The sequence below is a fragment of the Solibacillus sp. FSL R7-0682 genome (assembly GCF_038005985.1).
GTDB lineage: Bacteria > Bacillota > Bacilli > Bacillales_A > Planococcaceae > Solibacillus.
The window spans coordinates 3,143,499-3,168,541 of the sequence record NZ_JBBOUI010000001.1 but is presented as its reverse complement, the minus strand read 5'-3'; the positions used below and the strand labels follow the sequence as shown (position 1 = coordinate 3,168,541).

General features: G+C 36.5%; 25 protein-coding genes. 15 read left to right on the top strand and 10 right to left on the bottom strand.

All coding sequences use genetic code 11. The features are described from left to right. Positions 1-91 precede the first annotated feature (91 nt). The 9 genes from fadH to MKZ17_RS16030 all read left to right on the top strand — a co-directional run bounded on the left by fadH (position 92) and on the right by MKZ17_RS16030 (position 9,032). Entirely contained in the window at positions 92-859 is a 768-nt protein-coding gene (gene fadH, locus MKZ17_RS16070) for a 2,4-dienoyl-CoA reductase (protein ID WP_340724746.1), read from the top strand. Between the two features lie 80 nt (positions 860-939). Then, complete coding sequence (locus tag MKZ17_RS16065; RefSeq protein WP_340724745.1) at positions 940-1,170, top strand: short-chain dehydrogenase; 231 nt, start codon at positions 940-942, stop codon at positions 1,168-1,170. Between the two features lie 264 nt (positions 1,171-1,434). After that, positions 1,435-1,878 carry a cyclic-di-AMP-binding protein CbpB gene (cbpB, locus tag MKZ17_RS16060; protein WP_340724744.1) on the top strand — a complete coding sequence of 148 codons (444 nt, stop codon included), beginning with the start codon at positions 1,435-1,437 and terminating at the stop codon, positions 1,876-1,878. Between the two features lie 71 nt (positions 1,879-1,949). After that, the gene (locus MKZ17_RS16055; protein WP_340724743.1) at positions 1,950-2,846 is read left to right on the top strand and encodes a LysR family transcriptional regulator; all 897 of its coding nucleotides are present in this window, start codon (positions 1,950-1,952) and stop codon (positions 2,844-2,846) included. A gap of 89 nt (positions 2,847-2,935) precedes the next feature. Continuing rightward, complete coding sequence (dapD, locus tag MKZ17_RS16050; protein ID WP_340724742.1) at positions 2,936-3,652, top strand: 2,3,4,5-tetrahydropyridine-2,6-dicarboxylate N-acetyltransferase; 717 nt, start codon at positions 2,936-2,938, stop codon at positions 3,650-3,652. A gap of 17 nt (positions 3,653-3,669) precedes the next feature. Beyond that, positions 3,670-4,788 carry an N-acetyldiaminopimelate deacetylase gene (locus MKZ17_RS16045; RefSeq protein ID WP_340724741.1) on the top strand — a complete coding sequence of 373 codons (1,119 nt, stop codon included), beginning with the start codon at positions 3,670-3,672 and terminating at the stop codon, positions 4,786-4,788. 189 nt (positions 4,789-4,977) lie between these two features. Further along, on the top strand, positions 4,978-7,290 hold the full coding sequence (locus MKZ17_RS16040) for a hypothetical protein (protein WP_340724740.1): 2,313 nt from the start codon (positions 4,978-4,980) through the stop codon (positions 7,288-7,290). After that, the gene (locus MKZ17_RS16035) at positions 7,283-8,224 is read left to right on the top strand and encodes an ABC transporter ATP-binding protein (RefSeq protein ID WP_340724739.1); all 942 of its coding nucleotides are present in this window, start codon (positions 7,283-7,285) and stop codon (positions 8,222-8,224) included. The genes MKZ17_RS16040 and MKZ17_RS16035 overlap by 8 nt, the downstream gene beginning before the upstream one ends. Continuing rightward, complete coding sequence (locus MKZ17_RS16030; RefSeq protein WP_340724738.1) at positions 8,214-9,032, top strand: ABC transporter permease; 819 nt, start codon at positions 8,214-8,216, stop codon at positions 9,030-9,032. The genes MKZ17_RS16035 and MKZ17_RS16030 overlap by 11 nt, the downstream gene beginning before the upstream one ends. 52 nt (positions 9,033-9,084) lie before the next feature. Here MKZ17_RS16030 and MKZ17_RS16025 read toward each other — a convergent pair whose 3' ends face one another. The 7 genes from MKZ17_RS16025 to MKZ17_RS15995 all read right to left on the bottom strand — a co-directional run bounded on the left by MKZ17_RS16025 (position 9,085) and on the right by MKZ17_RS15995 (position 16,058). After that, positions 9,085-10,269 carry an MFS transporter gene (locus tag MKZ17_RS16025; protein WP_340724737.1) on the bottom strand — a complete coding sequence of 395 codons (1,185 nt, stop codon included), beginning with the start codon at positions 10,267-10,269 and terminating at the stop codon, positions 9,085-9,087. 520 nt (positions 10,270-10,789) lie between these two features. Next, entirely contained in the window at positions 10,790-11,575 is a 786-nt protein-coding gene (locus MKZ17_RS16020; RefSeq protein WP_340724736.1) for a M15 family metallopeptidase, read from the bottom strand. 148 nt (positions 11,576-11,723) lie between these two features. Next, positions 11,724-12,800 (bottom strand): ABC transporter substrate-binding protein, encoded by a 1,077-nt coding sequence (locus MKZ17_RS16015; protein ID WP_340724734.1) that lies wholly within the window; start codon positions 12,798-12,800, stop codon positions 11,724-11,726. Next, on the bottom strand, positions 12,797-13,597 hold the full coding sequence (locus MKZ17_RS16010) for an ABC transporter permease (protein ID WP_340724733.1): 801 nt from the start codon (positions 13,595-13,597) through the stop codon (positions 12,797-12,799). The genes MKZ17_RS16015 and MKZ17_RS16010 overlap by 4 nt, the downstream gene beginning before the upstream one ends. Further along, the gene (locus MKZ17_RS16005; RefSeq protein ID WP_340724732.1) at positions 13,597-14,403 is read right to left on the bottom strand and encodes an ABC transporter permease; all 807 of its coding nucleotides are present in this window, start codon (positions 14,401-14,403) and stop codon (positions 13,597-13,599) included. Before MKZ17_RS16005 ends, MKZ17_RS16010 begins: the two co-directional genes overlap by 1 nt. Then, on the bottom strand, positions 14,396-15,496 hold the full coding sequence (locus tag MKZ17_RS16000) for an ABC transporter ATP-binding protein (RefSeq protein ID WP_340724731.1): 1,101 nt from the start codon (positions 15,494-15,496) through the stop codon (positions 14,396-14,398). The genes MKZ17_RS16005 and MKZ17_RS16000 overlap by 8 nt, the downstream gene beginning before the upstream one ends. A 19-nt stretch (positions 15,497-15,515) precedes the next feature. Then, on the bottom strand, positions 15,516-16,058 hold the full coding sequence (locus tag MKZ17_RS15995) for a helix-turn-helix domain-containing protein (protein ID WP_340724730.1): 543 nt from the start codon (positions 16,056-16,058) through the stop codon (positions 15,516-15,518). A 278-nt stretch (positions 16,059-16,336) separates the two neighbouring features. On the opposite strand from MKZ17_RS15995, the gene MKZ17_RS15990 reads away from it, so the two are divergent. Continuing rightward, positions 16,337-16,765: a redoxin domain-containing protein gene (locus MKZ17_RS15990; protein ID WP_340724729.1), complete on the top strand. Its 429-nt coding sequence runs from the start codon at positions 16,337-16,339 to the stop codon at positions 16,763-16,765. 60 nt (positions 16,766-16,825) lie between these two features. Next, positions 16,826-17,488, top strand: coding sequence for a potassium channel family protein (locus MKZ17_RS15985; RefSeq protein WP_340724728.1), 663 nt, complete (start codon positions 16,826-16,828; stop codon positions 17,486-17,488). 95 nt (positions 17,489-17,583) lie between these two features. Here MKZ17_RS15985 and rnjA read toward each other — a convergent pair whose 3' ends face one another. Continuing rightward, positions 17,584-19,251 carry a ribonuclease J1 gene (rnjA, locus tag MKZ17_RS15980; RefSeq protein WP_340724727.1) on the bottom strand — a complete coding sequence of 556 codons (1,668 nt, stop codon included), beginning with the start codon at positions 19,249-19,251 and terminating at the stop codon, positions 17,584-17,586. A gap of 5 nt (positions 19,252-19,256) precedes the next feature. Next, entirely contained in the window at positions 19,257-19,466 is a 210-nt protein-coding gene (locus MKZ17_RS15975; RefSeq protein ID WP_340724726.1) for a DNA-dependent RNA polymerase subunit epsilon, read from the bottom strand. A gap of 349 nt (positions 19,467-19,815) precedes the next feature. Between MKZ17_RS15975 and MKZ17_RS15970 the strand changes: the two genes are divergently transcribed. Further along, entirely contained in the window at positions 19,816-20,586 is a 771-nt protein-coding gene (locus tag MKZ17_RS15970; RefSeq protein WP_340724725.1) for a Cof-type HAD-IIB family hydrolase, read from the top strand. Positions 20,587-20,621: 35 nt separating this feature from the next. Here MKZ17_RS15970 and def read toward each other — a convergent pair whose 3' ends face one another. Further along, entirely contained in the window at positions 20,622-21,179 is a 558-nt protein-coding gene (gene def / locus MKZ17_RS15965) for a peptide deformylase (protein WP_340724724.1), read from the bottom strand. Between the two features lie 384 nt (positions 21,180-21,563). On the opposite strand from def, the gene pdhA reads away from it, so the two are divergent. From pdhA to MKZ17_RS15950, 3 genes are read left to right on the top strand one after another with little or no spacing between them, the layout of a single operon-like run. Then, positions 21,564-22,679 (top strand): pyruvate dehydrogenase (acetyl-transferring) E1 component subunit alpha, encoded by a 1,116-nt coding sequence (gene pdhA, locus MKZ17_RS15960; protein ID WP_340724723.1) that lies wholly within the window; start codon positions 21,564-21,566, stop codon positions 22,677-22,679. A gap of 2 nt (positions 22,680-22,681) precedes the next feature. Next, positions 22,682-23,659, top strand: coding sequence for an alpha-ketoacid dehydrogenase subunit beta (locus MKZ17_RS15955; protein ID WP_340724722.1), 978 nt, complete (start codon positions 22,682-22,684; stop codon positions 23,657-23,659). 18 nt (positions 23,660-23,677) lie between these two features. Next, positions 23,678-25,039 carry a dihydrolipoamide acetyltransferase family protein gene (locus MKZ17_RS15950; RefSeq protein ID WP_340724721.1) on the top strand — a complete coding sequence of 454 codons (1,362 nt, stop codon included), beginning with the start codon at positions 23,678-23,680 and terminating at the stop codon, positions 25,037-25,039. Positions 25,040-25,043: the final 4 nt, after the last annotated feature.

Genomic DNA, 25,043 nt, shown 5'->3' with positions numbered 1-25,043 from the left:
AAAAATATATTTTTGTAGGTATTATACCCATTTTATAGTAAAATGAAATTATGAATAGCTGTTCATTTCTTATAAAGGGGGAAGTAATAAAATGCTACAAAACAAAACGATTATTATTACAGGTGGCTCAAGTGGAATGGGCTTAGGGATGGCTAAACAATTTGTTCAAGAAGGGGCAAATGTAGTCATTACAGGACGCGATACAGATCGGTTAGCTTCGGCGAAAGAGGAAATTTTACAGCTCGGTTCAACGATAGAAACATTTCAAATGGATGTTCGTGAGCCTGAGCATGCTCAAGCAATGCTTGATTTCGCCGTTGACAAGTTTGGACAGGTTGATGGTTTAGTAAATAATGCTGCAGGAAATTTTTTAGTACATGCAGAAAAGCTATCACCGAATGGTTGGAAGGCAGTTATTGATATCGTGCTAAATGGTAGCTTTTATTGTTCCTCAGCAGTAGGACGTTATTGGATTGAGAAAGGAATAAAAGGATCAATTCTCAACATGGTTGCAACGTATGCTTGGGGAGCTGGTGCTGGAGTCGTTCATTCGGCGGCAGCGAAGGCGGGAGTCTTATCCCTTACGCGCACATTAGCAGTGGAATGGGGCGGACAATATGGTATACGTGTGAATGCAATTGCCCCTGGACCGATTGAACGTACAGGTGGTGCCGATAAACTATGGGAATCAGAGGAGCAAGCGAAACGCACGATTAATTCTGTTCCGCTAAAACGTCTAGGTACACCTGAAGAAATTGCAGATTTAGCAACATTTATGATGTCGGATAAAGCTAGTTATTTAAACGGAGAGTGCATCACACTTGATGGCGGGGCATGGCTAAACCAATTCCCATTCTAAATAATGAATAAGTTGTTCGTTTAAAACAACTTATTATTCCACATACTACTCATACGCAAAAGGGGGCGGTATGAATCGGTATGTGGCTATATCCAACAATAATTGTATGTATTATTATTTGCTTAATGGGGTACTGGCTAACTGTAAGAGTTGGTCATCGAATTGAAGATACAGGACAAGAACGTGATTCGGAAATCCCAGAAGAAATTAATGAACATCCTTTTATGTTGAATCCAATATTGTTAGTGTATGCAGTTTTCTTAGGTTTTACAGGTATTATTATTTTTTATTATTATGCAAAAGGTTATTAATAGCGTATCTAAACGTATTTTTTATTCGTTTAGGTACGCTTTATTATTGCGCCATTTGTAAAATGAGAAGGCAAAATACTTTTATTTTGGTAATAGGCACCTTTCTTAGTCATCTAATTGGTAGTTATGGTATGATACATATAAGTGAATAAGCTGTTATTGAACAATAACCAGCGTAATGAAATGAAGGAATGATTCATATAATTCCTAGCTTTCTAAATGTTGTACTGCCCACTAGCTGTGGGATAAAAGGAGTAGAATGTCATGATTTCAACTAACAACAGAGCGTTACTAGACATACCCATTAAAGATTTTATTATTTCTTCTGAAAAGGTAGCCCATGTACAAACTGGAAATAGTGCAGAGCATGCATTGCTTGTCTTAACAAAAACAGGTTATTCATCCATTCCAGTATTGGATATGAAGTATCGTTTACAAGGTTTATTAAGCACAAAAATGATTACAGAGTCCATTTTAGGGTTAGAGCGAATTGAATACGATAAATTAGCGAATATTAAAGTTGACGAGGTTATGAATCGAGAAGTGGCGTATTTAAAAATAACAGATACATTCCAACGGGCTCTTGATTTAGTTATTAACCATGCCTTTTTATGTGTAGTAGACGAGGAAGGTACTTTCGTCGGCATTATGACGAGAAGAATTATTTTAAAGCAATTAAAAAAATATATTTATCAACAAAATGCATAACTATAAATAATCGGCAAAGTCCTCTATGGATTTTGTCGATTTTTTAAGCAGTCGTTCAGGGAGGTAAGATGATGACAGCAACAGAAGCGGAAATTATAAAAATTTTAGCGGAAGAAAAAAATATGCGGAAGGCAGCAGAGCGACTCTTCTTAACTCAGCCAGCGTTGTCACAACGCTTACAATCGATTGAAAAAGAATGGGGCGCACAGCTATTTATTCGTTCTCAAAAGGGTCTAACGGCTACACCAGCAGGAGAACTAGTCATACAGTATTGCAATGAAATGATTATAAGACGCGAAGAAATTTTTGAAACAATTCAATCGTTAAATTCTAAAGTACACGGTACATTAAAAATTGCCTGTGCATCGATTGTGGGACAAAATTGGCTTCCAAAAGTGTTAAAGGATTTTGTGACAAAATATCCGGATACGAAAATTTCGTTAATGACAGGCTGGAGTTCAGAAATTGTGAAAGCTCTTTATGAAGGAGAGGCCCATATTGGTATTGTACGTGGACAAGCAGATTGGAAAGGAAAAAAAATACACTTATTTCGTGATATGATGTATTTAGTTGATAAGGAAATACGGGATATGGAAGATATTTTGACAACAGACCGCCCGTTTATTCAATTTAAAAGCGATTCGAACTATTATCAGGAGATTCAGCAATGGTGGCAGCGTCATTTCAATTACAATCCAAAACATCAAATTATTGTAGATCAAATTGAAACGTGTAAACAAATGGCGGTTAACGGCATCGGTTATGCGATTTTACCTTCTATTACACTAAATGGTGAGGAAAATGTGCATAAAATTCCATTAACCAATACCGAAAGCGACCACGGTTTAACACGTGATACATGGTTAATAGGTTATGAATCAACATTTGAATTACGACAAGTAGAAGCCTTTGTCAATGTTGTGCAAGATCATGCAAGATGTTTATATGATTATTCTAATGGCAATTAACATAGATTTTAAAAGAAATGGTTTCAATTTAACAGAAAATTTAGTACAATGGTTCGTATTATAAAATTTACATTTGATGAGGTGTCGAAATGGAAAAAAAGTTAAATGCGCAAGAGATTATTGATTTTATTTCACAAGCTAAAAAAGTTACACCGGTAAAAGTATATGTAAAAGGGAACGGTGTTGTAGATTTATCATATGGTGCAGATGCAAAAGTATTCGGCGAAGGCAATCATGCTGTTGTTTTCGGTGAGTGGGCTGAAATCGAAGCAGCTTTAAAGGAACATGCGGCACAAATTGAAGATTATGTAGTTGAAAATGATCGCCGTAATTCTGGTGTACCATTATTAGATTTAAAGCATGTGAATGCCCGCATTGAGCCAGGTGCAATCATTCGTGATCAAGTAACAATTGGTGACCAAGCAGTTATTATGATGGGAGCGCTTATTAACATCGGTGCGGAAATTGGTCCAAAAACGATGATTGATATGGGTGCTGTATTAGGTGGGCGTGCAACTGTTGGTGCAAACTGTCATATTGGTGCAGGTACAGTTCTTGCTGGTGTTGTAGAGCCACCAAGCGCATTACCAGTAGTTGTAGAAGATGATGTAGTCATTGGTGCCAATGCAGTCGTACTAGAAGGCGTACGTATTGGTAAAGGAGCGGTTGTTGCTGCTGGTGCAATCGTAATTAGAGATGTTGAACCATATACAGTAGTTGCAGGTGTACCTGCACGCGAAATTAAAAAGTTAGATGAAAAAACAAAATCTAAAACAGAAATTATCGATTCTTTACGCAACTTATAAGAAGGGGTTTTTTCCTCATGAAATCTTTACAGGAAATCCGAAGAGATCTACATAAAATTCCAGAGGTTGGCTTTCAAGAATTTAAAACACAGCAATATCTTTTAAATTTTCTACAAGCATTGCCACAGCAAAACTTACGAATTATTACTTGGAAAACAGGGATTGTTGCTTTCATACAGGGAGCTAATCCTACAAAATTAATTGGTTGGCGAACAGATATTGACGGGCTCCCGATTTATGAAGAGACTGGGCTTGAGTTCGTTTCACAGCATGAGGGGTATATGCATGCATGTGGTCATGATTGTCATATGACGGTAGCTCTTGGGCTAGTAGAGTCATTTACAAAACTACAGCCTACCCAAAATGTCGTTGTATATTTCCAACCTGCTGAGGAAGGCCCAGGTGGCGCGGAGCCAATGGTAGAGTGGTTGCGAGCAGAGCATCCTGAGCTCATTGCGGACGAAATTTACGCGTTACATATTGCACCAGAATATCCAGTAGGTACTGTTGCAACAAAACCAGGCTTACTATTTGCGAACACGTCAGAATTATTTATTGATCTCAAAGGCTTAGGTGGGCATGCAGCATATCCACATAAAACACGCGATATGACGATTGCCTCGGCCAATTTAATTTTACAATTGCAAACAATCATTAGCCGAAATGTCAATCCAATGGATAGTGCAGTTATTACAATTGGCAAAATGACTTCTGGGACGGTACAAAATGTTATTGCAGAGTATGCGCGTTTAGAGGGAACAATTCGCACGTTAAATGCAGAAGCAATGGCCGAAGTGAAACGTCGGATTGAGGCCATTTGTAAAGGGATAGAAGCAGCCTTTGAATGCCATGTTTCGATTGACTACGGGTCCATGTATTATGAAGTGAATAACGAAGAACGTTGTGCTAATGCACTGTTACAATTCGCTGAGCAGTTTGAAGGTGCAACTGCTTACGAATGTCCTGCGGCTATGACAGGTGAAGACTTTGGCTACTTCATTAAAGATATTCCAGGTGCGATGTTTTGGTCAGGTGCAAATTGCGAATACGGTTTACATCATGCCAAAATATGCCCTGATGAAGCGTTACTTGAATTCAATGTAAATTTTGTTGAAGGTTTTATTAGAAAATTATAAAAACAAAACAATGCCAAATGCCCATTTAACTCGAAAGGTTGAATGGGTATTTTTGATTTTATAAGTTATTTTGGTAAATTTCACATAAGTATGTTAGTTCTATACTAAGGTGACCTATATGCTATAACAAATGATCTGGAACTTTGTGTTTTAGAAATCGTAAAATGTAAGAAAGGGAGGTGGCATCGGTTGAAAAAATTAATCGCCTGTTTCATTGTCTTATTATGTATGATTCCATCTATGTATGTATCGGCAGAGATGCTTATTACAACTGAGTATGGTTTTATGGGGCAAGGTAAGGAAGATGTACCGATTGCTGTAACGATTACAATAGAAAATGACGACCAACCATTTGAAGGAGATTTAGTTACTACATATCCAAATAACTATACATTACAAACTGCTCAAGTAATTCCATTAAAGCTTGATGCAAATGAAAAAGTAACGAAGAAAATTTATTTAAATAACTATCCTTATGAACTCTATGAAAATCCTGAAAAACCATTTTTATATTTGTATGAAGGAGAAATAGAGAAAGGAAAGCAATACTCGAACTATCGAGTTGAAAATAGTAAGCCACATCTCTATTCATATCACACTCATTTTGTTGGTGTTATTAATCAAGAGGGCGTTGTAAATGCTTTACTTCCATTCCGCTCAATGGGTGGGGGGAGTTTAGTAGAGGTTAAAAATTATACTATTGATGAGCTTACAAATATTTCGGATGCAAGAGATCTTTCATTGATAGATATAATTGTTTTACCTACTACTTCCAATCGTTTAAACGACCAACAATTAAAAATATTAGTGGATTGGATGAACGATGGTGGACAGTTAATTGTGGATGAGGAGTTGTCTGCAAAAATGTTTAACGATTTTGCAGCACTTCAGTTTGTAGAAGGAAATTCGATCGTTTCTTCAGTGCAACTACAACAATTTTCAAATGAATATACTTTCGATGATACGATAACGGTTCGTAATTCGAGGCTTCATGCAAATGCGCAAAGCTATAGTGTAGATGATTTAATATTAGCTGCAAAGCAAAAGGTAGGGAAAGGTGCGTTCATTCAAACAGCCTTTTCATTAACAGACCCTAGTTTTATGCAATCGGAAGGCTATAGTAGGTTGTTGGCTCAATTTGTAGACTTTGATATGCCGATGTATCCTACAACTGCCTTGAATGAACTAACAAATACTCTTGTACCAGTGAATGAATTATTCCCAACCTTTGAGTTTTCTTTATGGAAAATAATAACGGTGTTTATACTTTATATTTTATTAATTAGTCCAGTGCTTTACATCGTTTTGAAAAAGAAAGATAAGCGAGAATATGCATGGTGGCTAATTCCTGTAATTTCAATTGTCTTTTCAATAACACTATTTTTAATAGGCGCAAAAGACCGTATTGCGCAGCCTCAAATTCAACAAAGTGCCGTTATTAAAGTTGGGGAAGAATCACAACAATATTTCGTACAATCACTCCTATCCAATCGAAATGGTGATTATCAATTCGATTTATCACAAGAAATGGATGTTTTTGTGTATGGAAATGATAGGGTGGAGCTAAAAGATTTCGAAAAAGGTCGCTTTAGCTATATAACGAACAAAGAAAATATGAAAAAACTTACACTTAAAAATGTGCCATATTGGGATGTAGAATCAATCGTCGGTCAAGGGCCGATTGAAATTGGGAAATTTAAAGTCGATTTAGTGAATGAAAGTGGATATTTAGCAGGAACCATTCGTAATGAATTTGGTGTAGATATGCAAAACGTAGAAATTTGGACGGGTAGACAATTAATTGAACTAGGCAGCATTAAAGATGGTGAAGTGCGAGAAGTTCGTGAAAAAATTAATACAACTTTGTTATTGCCAGCTGTGTTAAGCAATGGCTTATCTTATGAAACTCCGACGCCAAGTACAATTGAGAAACAACGCAAGGAAAGATTATTGGCAATGGCACAAATGGTTTTAGAAAATAATCAATCTCCTGCTATCATTGCAAAAGCTAATGGGCTTGATGTTGGAGCAAAACTAACACGTGATGCATTCGTGACGACAGATGTACTGATTGTTCAGCCTTTTACGGCACCAGCTCATTTGACAGAAGCTTTGTTGATTGAAAATGAAGCATTTTATACAACCTTTACATCTGAAATGTATGGTGGAATGAAGGAACAGCTATCGCCTAATTTGGGCGATTGGTATTTCGATCCAGGAGAATATAATGTGACGTATCGATTGCCACAACAACTAATAAACGAGGAAGTAAACTGGGAAAGCTTACAATACGTAGTAGACAGTCGAGTTATTAACCCACAAATTTATAATCAACAGCTTCAACAATTTGAATCAATATCAAATGAGTTTAAAACAAATAACGTAAAAGACTATATAGCTCATAATGAAATTCATTTTAAATGGACTGTTTTAGAAGGGATTTATGAAAATCCTAAAGCATTGCCAAAAATCCAGTTGAAGGGAGCGGTGGCAAGTGATTGAGTTTCAGCATGTAAAAAAAAGTTATAATAAAGTTCATGCATTAGATGACCTCACCTTAACTATTCAAAAAGGGACAATTTATGGATTTGTAGGTGCGAATGGTGCAGGGAAATCGACTGCATTTTCTATATTAGCAACGTTAATCCCGCCAACTTCAGGGGATGTATTCGTCAATGGGAAAAGTGTTCTCAATGAAGCTCAATCTGTACGTGCACTTATAGGCTATATGCCAGATTTCTTTGGCGTTTATGATCAGTTGAAGGTAGAGGAATATTTAGATTTTTATGGTGCAGCCTATGCTTTGCCGGCCAATATTCGCGAGGAAAAAATCATTAAACTGTTAGAGCTTGTAAGATTAACAGATAAACGAGGGCATTATGTTGATGATTTATCACGCGGTATGAAACAACGTCTATGTTTAGCACGAACACTAATGCATGATCCTGAGGTACTTATATTAGATGAACCTGCTTCAGGATTAGATCCGAGAGCGCGGGTAGAAATGCGTGATATTCTAAAGGATTTAAAGCGATTAGGGAAAACCATTTGTATATCGTCACATATTTTACCGGAGCTTGCAGAAATTTGTGATGAAATTGGTGTGCTGGATAAAGGGAAATTAATTGCAAGTGGTAATATTGCAGAAATTCAAGCTCAGCTACAAGGAGAGAAATGGATTACAGTCCAGCTGTTAAGTGATGTAACAGATGCTGAGCAGTATTTCTTAAATAATACGTTTGTAAGTAATGTAACGGTAGAAAAAGCGGAGCGCAAATTAATGTTTGCTTTTAGTGGAGATGAAAATGCACAAGCCCAGTTATTAAAAGATGCGATTGTAGCGAACATTCAAATGATTACATTTGAAGTAGAGAAGAAAGACTTAGAGGACGTATTTATGGTAATTACCGAGGAGGTTATGCAGCATGAATCATAGGCCGTTTAATCCCGTATTACTTAAGGAAATTAAGTTACGCTTTCGAAATGCTAAAAGTTTTTCGAGCTTAGCATTTTATTTAATCGCCATTACGTTATTTATATTGGCGTATTTTATTATTATGACTGGGGTTATTCAGACGAGTTACATGAACCCAACAAATAGCTTTATTTTATTTTGTAGTTTGACTGTATTACAAATGGGTCTTCTATTGTTTATGGCACCAGCGTTAACAGCGGGTGCCATAAGTACAGAACGAGAAAAGCAAACGCTCAATATATTATTAACAACAACGCAAACTTCGACACAAATTATTATTGGTAAATTAGTAGCATCTTTAGCGTATTTAGTTGTTCTACTAATTGCAACATTACCAATGTATAGCATATTATTCTTATTTGGTGGCGTGTCACCCACGATGCTAGGAAGTGTGTTTTTACAATTTCTTTTAACGGTATTTGCAGTAGGTAGTGTTGGTATTCTGTTTTCTACTGTAACGAAAAAAACGATTTTATCAATGATATCTACGTATGGGGTAGTCATTTTTTTAACATTTTTTACAGCTATGTTTTTCTTTGTAGGTCTTGTAAACAATTTTGGAGATTTACCAACATACGCTTCTTATTTTTGGCTAAGTATTAATCCGATTGCCGTTGTATTGAGCGTAATTTCACCAGATATAGCTATTGGGGTGGAGGAGATGACAAAAATCGAGTTCCCACCTATTGTCGTCTACACGATTTTCTATAGTCTACTAGGAATTGGAAGTTTGTTAATTGCGGTAAAAAAGTTAAGAATAGAGAAGTGAAAAAATGAAAAAGCGCAAGCCGATATTGACACGGCTTGCGTTTATTTATGACTTATGACGCTTCCATAAGGTGGGACGCACGTTTCGCGGTCCATGCATAGGCAAGCATAAAACAGGCAACTAATACGACTGTTCCTAAAATGTAAGGTGAGTCAGGATTCCAATCGAATAAAATACCAGCAAGAGCTGGGCCAAACATATTGCCTAAGCTCATATAGGCGTTATTCATGCCTGCTGCAAAGCCTTGTTCTTCCCCAGCTAATTTAGAAATAAGCGTATTGACGGCTGGACGGATAAAGGTTGTAGCAATCGAGAATAGTGTTGCGACAACTAAAATAGTAAAGAACCCACTAATATAAATAACACATAGCATTGTGATCGCAGCTATTAATAGATTGACTAAGATGACCTTCATTTCTCCATAGCGCTTAAATAGTTTATTCACTACATACATTTGAAGGACCACACCAGCAAAGCCACCAACAGTTAAAATAATTGCGATATCGGTTGGTGAATAGTTAAATTTATGGTCTAAATAAAGAGAAAGCGTTGCTTGGAAGTTTGCAATTCCAAAGCTAAACGTGAATACGACGATTAAAAATACAAAATAGTTTGTTTTAACAGAGCGTGTAAGCTGTTTCACTAAGCTTTCGCGAGGCTTAGTTACCGTAATACTGTTTTTTACGTTTGGTAAATAAATTGCAGATAAGGCAGCGGCCATTATCGCTACACTTCCTGCTAAATAAAATGGAAAGGTTAAATCAACCTTTGATAAAAAGCCGCCAATCCCGGGGCCAATCATGAAGCCTAAAGACATTGCAGCTCCAATCATACCCATGCCCTTCCCACGTTCTTCATAGGTTGTAATGTCTGCCACAAAAGCCATAATTGGAGGCATAATAAAGGCAGCACCGGCACCGCTTAAAAAGCGCGCTAGAAACAGTACCCAAACTTCAGAAGCAAAGCCAAATAACATTTGTGAACAGCCATAAACGATAAGACCGATAATAATAAATATTTTTCTACCATGACGGTCTGATAAATCACCTGCAACAGGGGAAAGTAAAAATTGTGCAAGGGCAAAACCAGCAATTAAAAATCCTAAAACCTGACCGCCTACGCCAAATAATTGTAGATATGCGGGCATAACTGGGACGATAATACCGATTCCTCCCATTGTTATAAACATATTAAACATTAATAAATAAAGCGCTAATTTATTTGATTGTTGCTCCATTGCAAGCCTGCCTTTCCCGTAAATATTTCGACAACAGAAATGTATTGTCAATAGCATACCATATTGTAATAGCTTTCAACATAAAAATCATCAGCCATTCGAATGAAATGGGTGATTGAATTATTTGGTAATTTATGTGTAAAATAGATAACAAATCTTTTTCAAAGAAGGTAGACTGTATGAATTATAAGTTTTGAACTGTTGTTATAGTACAACAAGAAGACATACAAATTAGAATGGGAAACGAAATCTAGTTAAAAGTAGTATGATCCATAAATTATAAAAGAGGCTGGGACAATACAAAAACATCATTTTTCTCGAGTGAGAAAAATGATGTTTTTTTGTAATTGGTTTCCGTTGCGGGGACGCTTACCGGGGGCGTGACCTGAGCCTGTAGTCTCAGGCGTCACGCTATTCCCCTAGAAGTCGCCCCTCCACTACAACCAATTTATTGAGTATCCAATTTTTATTACTGTACTTTACCATAAATAGAGAAATTTTCACTTTTCCCCAGCCTCTTTTACTGTTTTTTCACTGTGACAATGTAGCCAGCTAAGTTGTCACCAGATATAGTATAGGGACTATTATTAGCTACTTGCTTCGCCTGATCAATTGATGAAACGTATATAATTTTGTGAGATTTCATTTCATACGAGCCGTTTTCTTTTAAATAAGCTAAATATTCTTCTAGCACCCATTGCTCATCGAATAAGATTTGGCTATGAGGTATACCGACATAACGAAAATGCCATGGCTCGAAGGAAATACCGGTAATATCCGTTTTTCCTTCCGGATAGCGTAATATAAAGCCGTAGCGCCATGAATTTTGTGCAAGCCACATACCTTCTTCCGATAAGCCCATTGGACCGTTTGTAGAACCGATATCGATTGCTAGTCCTAATTGATGTTCGCTATGTCCAGCGGGTAGTGCAATATTTGCTCCTAACTCGTCATAAAGTGATTGCTGTGTTTCAAATGTTCGATAACCGCTGTTGATTGCGAAGTTTGTAATTCCTTGTTCACGAGCTTCCTTTAGCATTGCATTTAATGGTTGAACGAGCCGTTTAGATAGTTCAATTGATGAATCATCAATTGAAGCGTAATTTATATGTTGCTCTGCCTGAATAATATCTGTTGGGATGGCGTTTTCATGCATTGCATAGGAACTGTTAATTAATATTAAATCCCCTTCATTAATGGAAGTAGATGAATTAGTAGAGGGTGGGAAGTTTATTTCAGATTGAAATAAGTCATATCCCCAAATACAAATCACTATAACGAAAAGGAAGACGCTCAATTTTTTCATTGAAATCCCCTCGATTAATTTATTTAATACAATTATTCTACTTTAAAATACTTAATATTCACCTAGGGGATTTCTTAAGAAATTATGAAGAAAACAGTTCCCTTTCGGATGGATTCCAAAAGAGAACTGTTTATAGGAAAAATTTCATTTAGCGTAAGCTCATTTTAAATTCCAGGAAGTGTTCGTTGTATTTACCTAGCCATTCAAGTCCAAGGTTTTCGTATACTTCTAGCTTTTCACGTTGTTCGTGGTTTGGATAGAAGCGCTCATCTGCAATGACTTCCTCATCCATTAATGCCCATGCAGCTTCGTTCGGTGTTGAATAACCAACGTAGTCTGCATTTTGTGCGGCATTTTCAGGATCAAGCATAAAGTTGATGAATTTATGCGCACCTTCCACATTTTTTGATGTCTTTGGAATGACCATATTATCAAACCATAAATTCGAACCTTCTTGTGGTACAGCAAAGTTTAACTCTTCATTTTCCCACATCATATCCGCCGCTTGCCCAGAGAAAGTTAATGCTACAGCAGCCTCATTATTGACCATAAGCGGTGTAATTTCATCCCCAATGATTGCTTTAATGTTTGGAGAAAGTGTAATTAACTTATCTGTTGCTTGACGTAATAAATTTTCGTCCTTCACATTTAGTGACTGACCAATTGAGTTTAACCCCATCCCGATTACTTCACGAGAGCCATCTACTAGGAATACCTTCCGTTTTAGTGATTCATCCCATAAGTCTTCCCAAGATTCAAATGTTAAATGGTCCGCGATTAAGTTTGGATTGTATACGATACCGACTGTACCCCAAAAATAGGGGATTGAGTATTCATTTCCTACATCGAATGGTAAATCTAAAAAGTCGGCATTAATATATTGCAAATTAGGGACTAAATTGTGATCAATCGGAATGAGAAGATTGTCTTCCTTCATTGATTCGATTGTATATTCAGATGGAACCGCAATATCATAAGCCGAACCACCTTGTTGAATTTTTGTAAGCATCGCTTCATTTGAATCAAATGTTTCATAGGTAACATTGATACCTGTTTCTGCTTCAAATTTTTTAATTAAATCCGGGTCGATATATTCGCCCCAGTTATAAACTGTTAGCGTGTCCTTACTGCCTGTGCTCCCAGCTGATTGTAATCGATCTGCAGCGACAAAAAGTAGAGCACATGCAATGACAATGGCAACAGTTGCTTGAACTAATTCTCTCATCGTTGGCCCTCCGCAGTTACTGATTTTGAACGTTTATCAATGAAGTAATAGCCAATCACGATTAATACGGTAATGGCAAAGATTAGACCTGAAAGTGCATTAACTGTTAGCGAAATACCAGCACGAGCCATTGAGTATATTTCTACAGATAAAGTGCTAAAGCCGTTACCAGTAACGAAAAATGTTACAGCAAAATCGTCTAAAGAATATGTTAATGCCATAAAGAAGCCAGCAAAAATACCAGGTGAAATGTACGGTAAAATAACACGTGTTAATACATCACGCTTTGTGGCTCCTAAGTCACGAGCAGCATCAATTAACGAAGTATTCATTTCAAGTAACTTCGGTAAAACCATTAGTACTACAATTGGTACGCTAAATGCGACATGTGAGACAAGGACGGAAGCAAAGCCTAATTTTACACCAATCATTGTGAATAAAATTAAGAAACTTGCACCGATAACAACGTCAGGAGATACGATTAAAACATTGTTTAAAGATAAAAGCGTGTTACGCATTTTTTTATCCTTAATAGAGACAATCCCAATGGCACCAAACGTACCAATTATAGTTGCAATTAATCCAGATAGTAAGGCAACGATCACGGTATTAATTAAAATAACAAGTAGACGTGAATCATCAAATACGGCCTTATAATGCTCTAACGTAAAGGAATCGAAGCTGTTCATCGTTCCTCCACTGTTGAAAGAATAAAAAATTAAGTAAAAAATAGGTGCATAAAGGATGACGAACACGAGCACTAAATATGCTTTTGATGCAGTGGATAGTTTTTTCATTATGCGCGTCCTCCTTTAGATTTTTGCTTAGTAAATAACATCGTGATAACCATGAATAAAATTAAGAATACAGCGATCGTCGAACCCATCCCCCAGTTTTGAGATACAAGGAATTGCTGCTCAATAGCAGTACCCAACGTAATGACCTGGTTTCCTGCAATTAAACGAGTAATCATGAATAGTGATAATGCAGGGATGAACGTTACTTGAATCCCTGATTTTACCCCATCAATTGTTAATGGGAAAACGACGCGACGGAAAGTTGTCCAAGCAGATGCTCCTAAATCCCGTGCTGCAAATACAAGCGAAGGATTCATTTTATCTAAAGAGTTGAAAATCGGAATAATCATAAATGGAATGAAAATATAAACCGATACAAATACGAAACTAAAATCAGTAAATAAAATTTGCTGTGGATTAAAGCCAAATACTTCAATCATCGCATTAATTGGCCCATATAGACCGAAGATTCCAATGAATGCATATGTTTTTAATAGAAGGTTAATCCATGATGGAATAATAATTAACATTAACCAAAGTCGTTTGTGCTTTGTTTTTGTTAGTAGGTAAGCAGTTGGATAGGCGAATAATAACGTAAAGAACGTAATTAAAAAAGCATACCAGAAACTACTTAATGTCATTTTTAAATAAACTGGCGTAAAGAATTTCGCATAGTTTGCTAATGTGAAATTCCCCTTAAGATCTAGCAGCGAGTAGTAAACAACTAAGGCAATTGGTGCGATAACAAATAATATAATCCAAAATAAATAAGGAATTAATGAACTTTTTGCTGATTTATTATTCATGCTCTTCATCCCCGTATGCTTCAAGTCGCTTATCGAAATCTTCTTCCGTTTCGTTTAAGCGCATTACGTGAATCGCCTCTGGGTCAAAGTCTAAGCCAATCTCTTCACCTACTTCTGCTTTTTTCAGTGAGTGTACTAACCATTCATTACCGTCTTTATCGTAAGTTGATAACTCATAGTGAACACCGCGGAATAATTGAGTATCAACTGTTACTATTAATTTTCCTTTTTCAGGTGTCGTTATTTCTAAATCTTCTGGACGAATGACTACATCGATTTTTTCATTTGGCTTCATCCCACCATCGACACATTCAAACTCTTTGCCAGCAAATTTCACTTTATAGTCTTCAATCATAATACCGTCTACAATATTTGATTCTCCAATGAAGTCTGCAACAAAGCGGTTAATTGGCTCGTCATAAATATCAACTGGTGTACCAGATTGTTTAATTTCTCCGTTAGAAAGAACAAAAATTTCATCACTCATTGCTAATGCTTCTTCTTGGTCGTGAGTGACGAAAACAAATGTTTTGCCGAGACGCTGCTGTAATTCACGGAGCTCATATTGCATTTCAGTTCGTAGTTTTAAGTCAAGGGCTGATAGCGGCTCGTCTAGTAAAATTACTTCTGGGTCATTAACAATCGCACGTGCAATAGCAACACGTTGACGTTGGCCACCAGACATTTCCGAAATTTCACGGCTACCATAGCCAGCTAAGTTTACGAATTTTAATGCTTCTTGTACACGTTGCTGAACTTCGGCTTCTTTTACCTTTTTAATGCGTAAACCAAACGCTACATTTTCAAATACATTTAAATGAGGGAATAGGGCATAGTCTTGGAAAACTGTATTTACTTGTCGTTCATTTGCTGGGACGTTATTAATACGCTTTCCATTAAAGAAAACATCTCCAGTTGAAGCATCAGTAAAACCAGCAATAATGCGTAAAATGGTCGTCTTACCACAGCCAGATGGACCTAGTAATGTGTAAAATTTCCCTCGTTCTAATTCAAGGTTAATATTTTTTAAAACGACAGTACCGTCGTCGTATGATTTTGTGACATTTTCAAAGCGAATAATCGTGTTATCCATTACATAGGCCTCCTAAGGTTTATAAATATGATTGGGTTGCTACTAATAAAATTTTTGTTATTCCATTATGCGCATTAAAAATTTGGTGATTGGAAGATGCTTCATAATAGACTGCATTGCCTTCACTTGCGATATATTCGTCATTGCCAATTACAACGCGAATACGACCATTTAATACGTAAATAAATGTCTCTGCTAACGAAGGTTCAAAATTTTTAAATTCAGCATCTTTTTGAAGAGTAATAAAAACGGGTTCCATTTCCTTTTCATTGGATGTTGGTATTAACCATTCAATCTCGTATTTTTTGTCATGGTCGATAAAGCTTGTTTGATCGTCTTTCGTAAATACAATCTTTTCGGTTTCTTGTTCATCATCAAAAAAATCCCGTGGTGAACACCCGAGAACTTCTAGTAAATTGAATAATGTTTCAATTGATGGCGAGTTTAAATCTCGTTCGAGTTGAGAAATGTAACCTTTCGTTAAGTCCGTACGCTCTCCAAGCTCTTCTTGCGTCAATCCTTTTTTTATACGTAAGGCCTTAATTTTTGTTCCAATTTGCATATAGGCACGCTCCTCTTGTAGTTTACTTATGATAAACTCCAAGTATGGAAGTTTACTTTTACAAAACTTTAAGTTTACGAAAACAATAATAATTATACATAATATAAATGGATTTTCAAGTGAAATTGTATACATTCTAAAAAACAATTAAGGGCATTTTATGTGCGATGTTATTTCTTTTATATGAGCCCATTTTAATTGGGATAAAAAGTTAGAAAAATACTAAAAAAGGTGGCGAACAACGAGTTAAAACATATGCTAACGTGAGGGGGAGTCTATTGAAAATTCGAACAAAGATGCCTAGTTTAGAAGGCGATGAGCAGGTATTAAATTTAAAAAAGATGAAACAAACTTCTGGAAAACTTACATTAGTATATTTTTGGTCGATAAGTTGTAAACAATGTGAAGAATCTATAGAAAAATTAAAGGAGCTCGAGCGGCAATTTAGTGCTGAACTGGCAATTATTACAGTCCATATGCCAAGAAGTGAACAAGATCGAGAGCTAGAGTCTATTAAAAAAAAGGCGAAACAATTACATTTGGAGCATCCAATAATACTAGATCACCAACTTCGAATAACAGATGCTTTTGACAATCGAATTGTTCCTGGATATTATTTATTCGACCAGCAAAAGATGCTTCGTTTTTATAGAGCAGGGTTTACGACAACAAAAATGTTGGAGCATAAAATTAGGCGTTTAATTTAATAGCTAGTATTCCTTTTTTACGTTAAAATATTGGGAGTTAATTGGTTCGGAGGAGAGGCAATGAAAAAAGAATTTGTAGTAATTGGTTTAGGTCGATTTGGTGGTAGCATCGTGCGTGAACTTGTAAGACAAGGGGCTAATGTAATGGCCATTGATACGGATAGTGAACGTGTTGATGATTTTGCTAAAATTGCAACACAGGCTGTTGTAGCGGACACGACGGAAGAGGAAGTGATTAAGTCACTTGGTCTTTGGAATTTTGAACACGTCATTGTTGCGATAGGGGAAGATATACAATCAAGTATTTTAACTACGCTCATTCTAAAGGAATTAGGTGTTCCTCAAATAACAGTGAAGGCACAAAATGACTATCATGAAAAGGTATTACGCAAAATCGGCGCAGACTTTGTCGTGCATCCAGAGCGTGATATGGGAATCAGAATTGCCAATAATATGCTATCGAACAGCGTACTTGATTACTTAGAGTTATCCGCCGAACATTCTATTATGGAAATAAAGGCTGGAGAAAATATTGCAGGAAATTCATTAATTGAATTGGATATCCGAGCAAAGTATGGTGTGAATATTGTGGGGATTACGCGGGGCAATGAAATTATGATTTCACCTGCAGCTACCGAACAAATTCAGCTTGGGGATGTACTATTAATTATAGGTGCAGATGTCGATATTAATCGCTTCGTAAAAAAGGTAATACAAGGATAAAATGAAAAAGATGTAAATTTGACTAATGCAAATTTACATCTTTTTAGTGCGTAGAAGTTTTTTAAATCACTATGCTTTGAATAGTCTTATTAAAATTAAACTTCCATAATAATTGGTAAAATCATTGGGCGACGTTTCGTTTTTTCATATAAGTAAGGCCCTAATACGTCAGTAATTTCGTTTTTCAGTTCATTCCATTGTGTCTCTTTTTCTTGAATTGTACTATTTAAATGGTGGTTTAACATTTTTTGCGCTTCATTAATCATAGTACCTGATTCGCGCATGTAGACGAATCCACGAGAAATAATGTCTGGACCAGAAACGATTTTATTTTTTTCCATGTCGACACTTACAACGACAATGACTAATCCTTCTTCAGAAAGAATACGGCGGTCACGTAGAACGATATTTCCAATATCCCCGATTCCATTTCCATCGATATATACATCGCCAGAAGGTATACGGCCAGCAACATGTGCTTCGTTTGCACTTAATGCTAATACGTCACCATTTTCCATAACGAATGAGTTTTCTAATGGAATATCACAAGCTTCTGCTAATTCCGTGTGAATTTTTAACATACGATATTCACCGTGAATAGGCATGAAGAATTTTGGCTTCATTAAACGAAGCATTAATTTCTGTTCTTGTTGAGAACCATGACCAGAAGTATGAATGTTATTTAATGCGCCATGAATCACTTCAGCTCCAGCGCGGAATAACAAGTTTATAATTTTGTTTACACTCATCGTATTACCAGGAACTGGAGAAGATGAGAATACAACTGTATCACCAGGTTGGATTTGGATCTGGCGATGTGTACCATTTGCGATACGTGATAATGCAGCCATAGGTTCCCCTTGTGAACCTGTACATAAAATCATCACTTCATTCGCTGGTAAACGGTTTAAGCTTTGTACATCAACGAAAGTTTCCTTTGGTGCTGTAATATAACCTAATTCACGTCCAATTGTAATGGCATTATCCATTGATCGACCAAATACAGCAATTTTACGACCATACTTTAAAGCTGCATCTGTTGCCTGTTGTAAACGGTGAATATTTGATGCAAATGTAGCGAAGATAATACGACCATCTACTTTTCGGAATATATCATCTATTGATTTACCTACTGTACGTTCAGACATTGTAAAATCTGTTTTTTCAGCATTTGTACTATCTGATAATAGGCAAAGTACACCATCACGACCGATTTCAGCCATTTTTGTTAAGTTAGCTGGTTCTCCAACTGGTGTGAAGTCGAATTTAAAATCCCCTGTATGCACAATATTACCAGGAGGTGTTTTTACAACGATCCCGTAGGCATCAGGGATACTGTGTGTCGTACGGAAGAAACTAACCGATGTTTTACGGAATTTAATAAGATCATCTTCTTTAAATTCGATTAATTTAGTCGTACGTAATAGTCCGTGCTCTTCCAATTTATTACGTAATAATCCGAGCGCTAATTTCCCGCCATATACAGGAACATTAACTTGACGTAATAAGTAAGGAATTCCACCAATATGATCTTCGTGACCGTGAGTGATGAATAAACCTTTTATTTTGTCAACATTGCGTACTAAATACGTATAGTCTGGAATAACATAGTCAATTCCAAGTAGATCGTCCTCAGGGAATTTAATACCTGCGTCAATTAAAATAATTTCATCTTGGAACTGTACTGCATATGTGTTTTTGCCGATTTCGCCCAGTCCGCCGAGTGCGAAAACAGCCGCTTGATCATTCTTAACGAATTTCATAAGAATTAAGCGTTCTCCAGACGGAAGTTCGGGCTAGCTTGTTCATAGTCTAAATAGTTGCCTTCTAATAATTGAACAAGTTCGATATTATAGTTTCGGTCTTTTAAATAGTGACGTACTTCACGTTCAGATGACGCCTCTAAATAAAGAGTTTTAGTGTTTTCGCGAACTGGAATCTCATTGATGCTTTCTTGATAATAAACTTTGTAAATCATAGTTACTCTCCTTTAATTACGAACATTATTACTGCATTTTCTGTAGTTTCGAAAAATGCATTTCCTTTATCTTATCATGTGAGTCCTTTAAAATAAAGAAAAGCCCTTCAAATTAATCTTAGAAGCGACCCATTCCATTGCGAAAAAAATGGCACACCCTTTTTCCTATCAGGTGTACCATATAGAATGAATTAAGTTAGGCAATTAATTTTTTCCCGAGGACGCCATTTAATTGTTTCAACCATTTCTTTTTGAGACGTTTTAACATTGGTCATCACTCCTTAAGTTCATTATATTAAAAATTCAGACTTTTGTAAAGAGTACAATAAACAAGTGAAGGAAGATTCATATGAAAAAATTTTTATTTTTTGATGTAGATGGAACAATATATAATTCCAAAAAACAATTACCAGATAGTGCGAAACGAGCTATTTTAAAAGCACGTGAACAAGGACATGAAATAGCAATTGCTACCGGCCGTGCACCTTTTATGATTCAAGATTTATTAGAAGAACTTCAAATTGATACATACATTACTTTTAATGGACAATATGTAGTGTATAAAGGTGAGGTTATTTTTACAGATCAAATTCCAAATGAAACGTTGCAGCAAATTATGCACTACGGAAAAGAACGGAATCATCCATTCGTCTTTTTGAATGAAAAAGAAATGATTGCAAATGCAAGTGGTTATTTAGAAGTTGAACAAAGTTTAGCGACACTTTATTACCCATATCCTGCTATTGATGCGGATTACTATTTACATACTCCTGTTTATCAAACGTTATTATTTGCTAAGCAAGAAGAACAGCTGTTATATGAAAAGGCGTTTCCTGATGTCCATTTTGTTCGTTGGCATGAGTATTCTTGCGATATGTTGCCTATGGGTGGTTCGAAATCAAGAGGGATTGAAAAGCTTTTAGCGCATATTGATTTTCCTATGGAACAAACAGTTGCTTTTGGGGATGGTTTAAATGATATTGAAATGTTAAGTACAGCTGGTTACAGTGTTGCAATGGGCAATGGCCATGAGAAGGCCAAAGCTGTGGCGACGATGGTTGCTAAGCATGTGGATGAAGATGGGTTATATGAAGCGATGAAAGAAATAGGGTTATTATAAGGAAGATAAAAAGGTGTAGCGCTTGCTACACCTTTTTATTCACGTCCAAATGGAATACTATTTTCAATTTCTGCAAATGGATTTTTTTCGTTTATACGATCGTAAAACATAACTCCATTTAAATGGTCTAATTCGTGTTGGAATGCAATGGCAGGAAGCCCGGCTAGGCGCATTTTTTTCTCTTCACCATCAATCGTATGGAATTTAACTGTAATACGTGCGTGTCTAGGAACGTAACCTGGAACTTCGCGATCTACGGATAAACAACCCTCACCACTAGTAATATAAGTTTGTTCGACCGAATGGCTAACGATTCGAGGATTGATTGCAACGAAGCTTAGGAGTTCTCCATTATCATTTTGTAAATGAAGTGCAAACATACGCTTTAAGCTATTCACCTGATTAGCAGCTAAACCGATGCCACCACGTAAATTGTATTTTTCTGCAATAACAGGATCTTGGCTATTAATTAAGTATTGAAGCATATCCTCTGCTAACTTCTTATCCTCAGCTGTTAATGGGAAAGTCATTTCTTCAGCACGTGTGCGTAAAGTTGGATGACCTTCACGAATTATATGTTCCATTAAAATCATGTGAAACTTCCTTTCAGTTCTTTCTTCTATGCTCTAGTATACACGACTATAGAAAGTGTAAATAGGGAAAACTTTATGTGTCCTCATAAAAGTACGAAAATGGGGTTTAGTTTATTTGGATTTGAAGAAGGGTAAAATAGTTTGGAAAATTATTTAAAAAATACTATCGAAGAAAAATTTTATATCTATTATAGTACAGGTGGAAAATTATTGTGTAACAGTGGCGCAAACTGTTCTAGTGTTCTTGTAATAATGGAAAAACAAGAATTTAGATGAAAAACAATGATTGACCGAAGGAATTTTATTCATTATACTCGGATTAGTATAAAGTTGTACTAGTGAATAAATGATTTTTTTTAATACAGTTCAAAGGGGATGTATAACATGGATGAAAAAATGAAAAAACAATTCGACCCAACTGGCACATTACAACAAATTGAAGAGAAATTTGAAATGTTCCAAATTTTAAATGAACAAGGGGAAATCGTAAATGAGGCAGCAATGCCAGATTTGTCAGAAGATGAGCTAGTTGAATTAATGACTCGTATGGTATATGTACGTATTTTAGACCAACGTTCGATCTCATTAAATCGTCAAGGACGTTTAGGATTTTATGCACCAACTGCTGGTCAAGAAGCATCTCAATTGGCATCTCATTTTGCATTAGAAAAAGAAGATTGGATTTTACCGGGTTACCGTGATGTACCTCAAATCGTTATGCATGGTTTACCATTATGGAAAGCATTCTTGTTCAGTCGCGGACATTTTATCGGTAACCAAGTACCAGAGGGTGTAAATATTTTAGCTCCTCAAATTATTATTGGTGCTCAATATATTCAAGCTGCTGGTGTTGCATTAGGTTTACAAAAACGTGGGACTAAATCTGTAGCAATTACGTATACAGGTGATGGTGGTTCTTCACAAGGAGATTTCTATGAAGGAATTAACTTTGCCGGTGCATTTAAATCTCCAGCGATTTTCATCGTACAAAATAATCAGTTTGCTATTTCTACTCCGCGTGAATTACAAACAGCTGCAAAAACAATTGCTCAAAAAGGTATCGCAGCGGGTATTCCAAGTGTATTAGTTGATGGAATGGATCCATTAGCTGTTTATGTGGCAACAAAAGATGCGCGTGATCGTGCAGTAGCAGGTGATGGTCCAACGTTAATTGAAACAATGTGTTACCGTTATGGTCCACATACAATGGCAGGGGATGATCCAACACGTTATCGTACAGAAGATAATGATAATGAATGGGCAGCAAAAGATCCTTTAGTACGCTTCCGAAAATTCCTAGAAACAAAAGGTTTATGGAGTGAGCAAAAGGAAGAAGAAGTAATTGAACGAGCGAAGGAAGAAATTAAAGAAGCAATTAAAAAGGCAGACCAAGCTCCAAAGCAAAAAGTAACGGAGTTAATGGACAATATGTATGCAAGCGATATGCCATATAACTTAAAAGAGCAATATGCAATTTACAAAGAGAAGGAGTCGAAATAGCTATGGCACAAATGACGATGATTCAAGCAATTACAGATGCATTACGTTGCGAATTAAAAAATGACGAAAACGTTTTAGTATTTGGTGAAGACGTTGGGGTCAATGGAGGCGTATTCCGTGCTACGGAAGGTCTTCAAAAAGAATTCGGCGTAGATCGCGTATTTGATACACCACTTGCAGAATCAGGTATCGGTGGATTAGCAATTGGTTTAGCTTTAACAGGTTACCGCCCAGTTCCTGAAATCCAATTTTTCGGCTTCGTATTTGAAGTGATGGACTCGATTAGTGGTCAACTTGCGCGTATGAAATACCGTTCTGGTGGTACTTATAATGCACCAGTTACAATCCGTTCGCCATTTGGTGGTGGGGTACACACACCTGAAATGCACTCGGATTCATTAGAAGGTTTAATGGCTCAATCCCCAGGATTAAAAGTAGTCATTCCTTCAACACCATATGATGCAAAAGGTTTATTGATTGCTTCAATTCGAGATAATGATCCAGTTATTTTCTTAGAACACTTAAAACTTTACCGTTCATTCCGTGAAGAAGTACCAGAAGAAGCATATACAATTGAACTTGGTAAAGCAGATGTAAAACGTGAAGGAAAAGACTTATCAATCTTTGCATATGGCTTAATGGTGCACGAAAGCTTAAAAGCAGCAGAAGAGCTTGAAAAAGAAGGTTATTCAGTAGAAGTAGTAGACTTACGTACAATTCAACCGTTAGATATTGAAACAATTATCGCTTCAGTAGAAAAAACAGGCCGTGCAATTGTTGTGCAAGAAGCGCAAAAACAAGCAGGTATTGCGGCAAATGTAGTAGCAGAAATTACAGAACGTGCAATCCTTTCGTTAGAGGCGCCAGTATTACGTGTAGCAGCACCAGATACAATTTATCCATTCCCACAAGCTGAAGGTGTATGGTTACCAACTTATAAAGATGTAATGGAAACTGCAAAGAAAGTTTTAACATTCTAAGAATTGAGGGTGAGATAAATGGCATTTACGTTTCGTTTACCAGACATCGGTGAAGGTATTCATGAAGGTGAAATCGTCAAGTGGTTTGTTAAGCCAGGCGATCAAGTAAAAGAAGATGATATTTTAGCTGAAGTTCAAAATGATAAAGCGGTGGTTGAAATTCCTTCACCAGTCGATGGTACTGTAGAAGAAATTTTTGTTGAGGAAGGTACAGTAGCTGTAGTAGGTGATGCATTAATTCGTTTTGATGCACCTGGCTATGAAGATTTAAAATTAAAAGGTGACGACCACCACGAATCAAATGAAGCATCGAAAACAGAGGCACAAGTGCAAAGTACTGCGGAATCTGGTCAAAATGTGAAAAAAGAAAAAGTGGAAGAATCAACAAAAGAATCAAAAGAGCAAAGTACCGATCAAAAGCAAGAAGAACCGAAAGGATCCTCAGCGAATAAACGTGTAATTGCAATGCCTTCAGTGCGTAAATATGCACGTGAAAAGGGTGTTGATATTCAGCAAGTTGTCGGTTCGGGGAAAAATGGCCGTATTGTGAAAGAAGACATTGAGAGCTTCTTAAATGGCGATCAACAATCTTCTGAAAAGGTGAAAGAAGCAACAACTGAAAACACAACATCACAAGAAGAAACAAAGCAAGCGGCACCTGTAGCACTTGAAGGGGAATTCCCAGAAACAAGAGAAAAAATGAGTGGGATTCGTAAAGCTATTGCTAAGGCTATGGTTCATTCGAAGCATACAGCACCACATGTAACATTAATGGATGAAGTAGATGTAACAGAACTTGTTGCACACCGTAAGCAATTTAAAGATATTGCTGCTGAGCAAGGAGTGAAATTAACGTATTTACCGTACGTTGTGAAGGCTTTAATCTCGACTTTACGCAAATATCCTGAATTCAATCGTTCATTAGATGATGAAACACAAGAAATTATTCAAAAACATTACTATAATATAGGTATTGCTGCCGATACAGAGAAAGGTTTATTAGTTCCAGTTATTAAGCATGCTGATCGTAAGTCGGTATTTGGCTTATCAACAGAGATTAATGAACTAGCTGTAAAGGCGCGTGATGGTAAGTTAGCAACACACGAAATGAAGGGCGCTTCAATGTCGATTACAAACATCGGTTCAGCAGGTGGTCAATGGTTTACACCAGTTATTAATCATCCTGAAGTTGCTATTTTAGGAATTGGTCGTATTTCAGAGAAACCAGTAATAAAAAATGGTGAAATTGTAGCGGCACATGTGTTAGCATTATCATTGAGCTTTGATCATCGCATGATCGATGGGGCAACTGCACAAAACGCTTTAAATCATTTAAAACGTTTGTTAAGTGAGCCACAACTTTTATTAATGGAGGCGTAATAAA

Excerpts from the sequence above, each read along its gene's own strand:
- MKZ17_RS15975 (WP_340724726.1), bottom strand. The coding sequence starts at position 19,466 with ATGATTTACAAAGTTTATTATCAAGAAAGCATCAATGAGATTCCAGTT.
- MKZ17_RS16055 (WP_340724743.1), top strand. The coding sequence starts at position 1,950 with ATGACAGCAACAGAAGCGGAAATTATAAAAATTTTAGCGGAAGAAAAA.
- MKZ17_RS16010 (WP_340724733.1), bottom strand. The coding sequence starts at position 13,597 with ATGAAAAAACTATCCACTGCATCAAAAGCATATTTAGTGCTCGTGTTC.
- MKZ17_RS15995 (WP_340724730.1), bottom strand. The coding sequence starts at position 16,058 with ATGCAAATTGGAACAAAAATTAAGGCCTTACGTATAAAAAAAGGATTG.
- pdhA (WP_340724723.1), top strand. The coding sequence starts at position 21,564 with ATGGATGAAAAAATGAAAAAACAATTCGACCCAACTGGCACATTACAA.
- MKZ17_RS15955 (WP_340724722.1), top strand. The coding sequence starts at position 22,682 with ATGGCACAAATGACGATGATTCAAGCAATTACAGATGCATTACGTTGC.
- MKZ17_RS16065 (WP_340724745.1), top strand. The coding sequence starts at position 940 with ATGTGGCTATATCCAACAATAATTGTATGTATTATTATTTGCTTAATG.
- MKZ17_RS16015 (WP_340724734.1), bottom strand. The coding sequence starts at position 12,800 with ATGAGAGAATTAGTTCAAGCAACTGTTGCCATTGTCATTGCATGTGCT.
- MKZ17_RS15970 (WP_340724725.1), top strand. The coding sequence starts at position 19,816 with ATGAAAAAATTTTTATTTTTTGATGTAGATGGAACAATATATAATTCC.
- fadH (WP_340724746.1), top strand. The coding sequence starts at position 92 with ATGCTACAAAACAAAACGATTATTATTACAGGTGGCTCAAGTGGAATG.
- def (WP_340724724.1), bottom strand. The coding sequence starts at position 21,179 with ATGATTTTAATGGAACATATAATTCGTGAAGGTCATCCAACTTTACGC.
- MKZ17_RS15985 (WP_340724728.1), top strand. The coding sequence starts at position 16,826 with ATGAAAAAAGAATTTGTAGTAATTGGTTTAGGTCGATTTGGTGGTAGC.
- rnjA (WP_340724727.1), bottom strand. The coding sequence starts at position 19,251 with ATGAAATTCGTTAAGAATGATCAAGCGGCTGTTTTCGCACTCGGCGGA.
- MKZ17_RS16045 (WP_340724741.1), top strand. The coding sequence starts at position 3,670 with ATGAAATCTTTACAGGAAATCCGAAGAGATCTACATAAAATTCCAGAG.
- cbpB (WP_340724744.1), top strand. The coding sequence starts at position 1,435 with ATGATTTCAACTAACAACAGAGCGTTACTAGACATACCCATTAAAGAT.
- MKZ17_RS16000 (WP_340724731.1), bottom strand. The coding sequence starts at position 15,496 with ATGGATAACACGATTATTCGCTTTGAAAATGTCACAAAATCATACGAC.
- dapD (WP_340724742.1), top strand. The coding sequence starts at position 2,936 with ATGGAAAAAAAGTTAAATGCGCAAGAGATTATTGATTTTATTTCACAA.
- MKZ17_RS16020 (WP_340724736.1), bottom strand. The coding sequence starts at position 11,575 with ATGAAAAAATTGAGCGTCTTCCTTTTCGTTATAGTGATTTGTATTTGG.
- MKZ17_RS16025 (WP_340724737.1), bottom strand. The coding sequence starts at position 10,269 with ATGGAGCAACAATCAAATAAATTAGCGCTTTATTTATTAATGTTTAAT.
- MKZ17_RS15950 (WP_340724721.1), top strand. The coding sequence starts at position 23,678 with ATGGCATTTACGTTTCGTTTACCAGACATCGGTGAAGGTATTCATGAA.
- MKZ17_RS16005 (WP_340724732.1), bottom strand. The coding sequence starts at position 14,403 with ATGAATAATAAATCAGCAAAAAGTTCATTAATTCCTTATTTATTTTGG.
- MKZ17_RS16030 (WP_340724738.1), top strand. The coding sequence starts at position 8,214 with ATGAATCATAGGCCGTTTAATCCCGTATTACTTAAGGAAATTAAGTTA.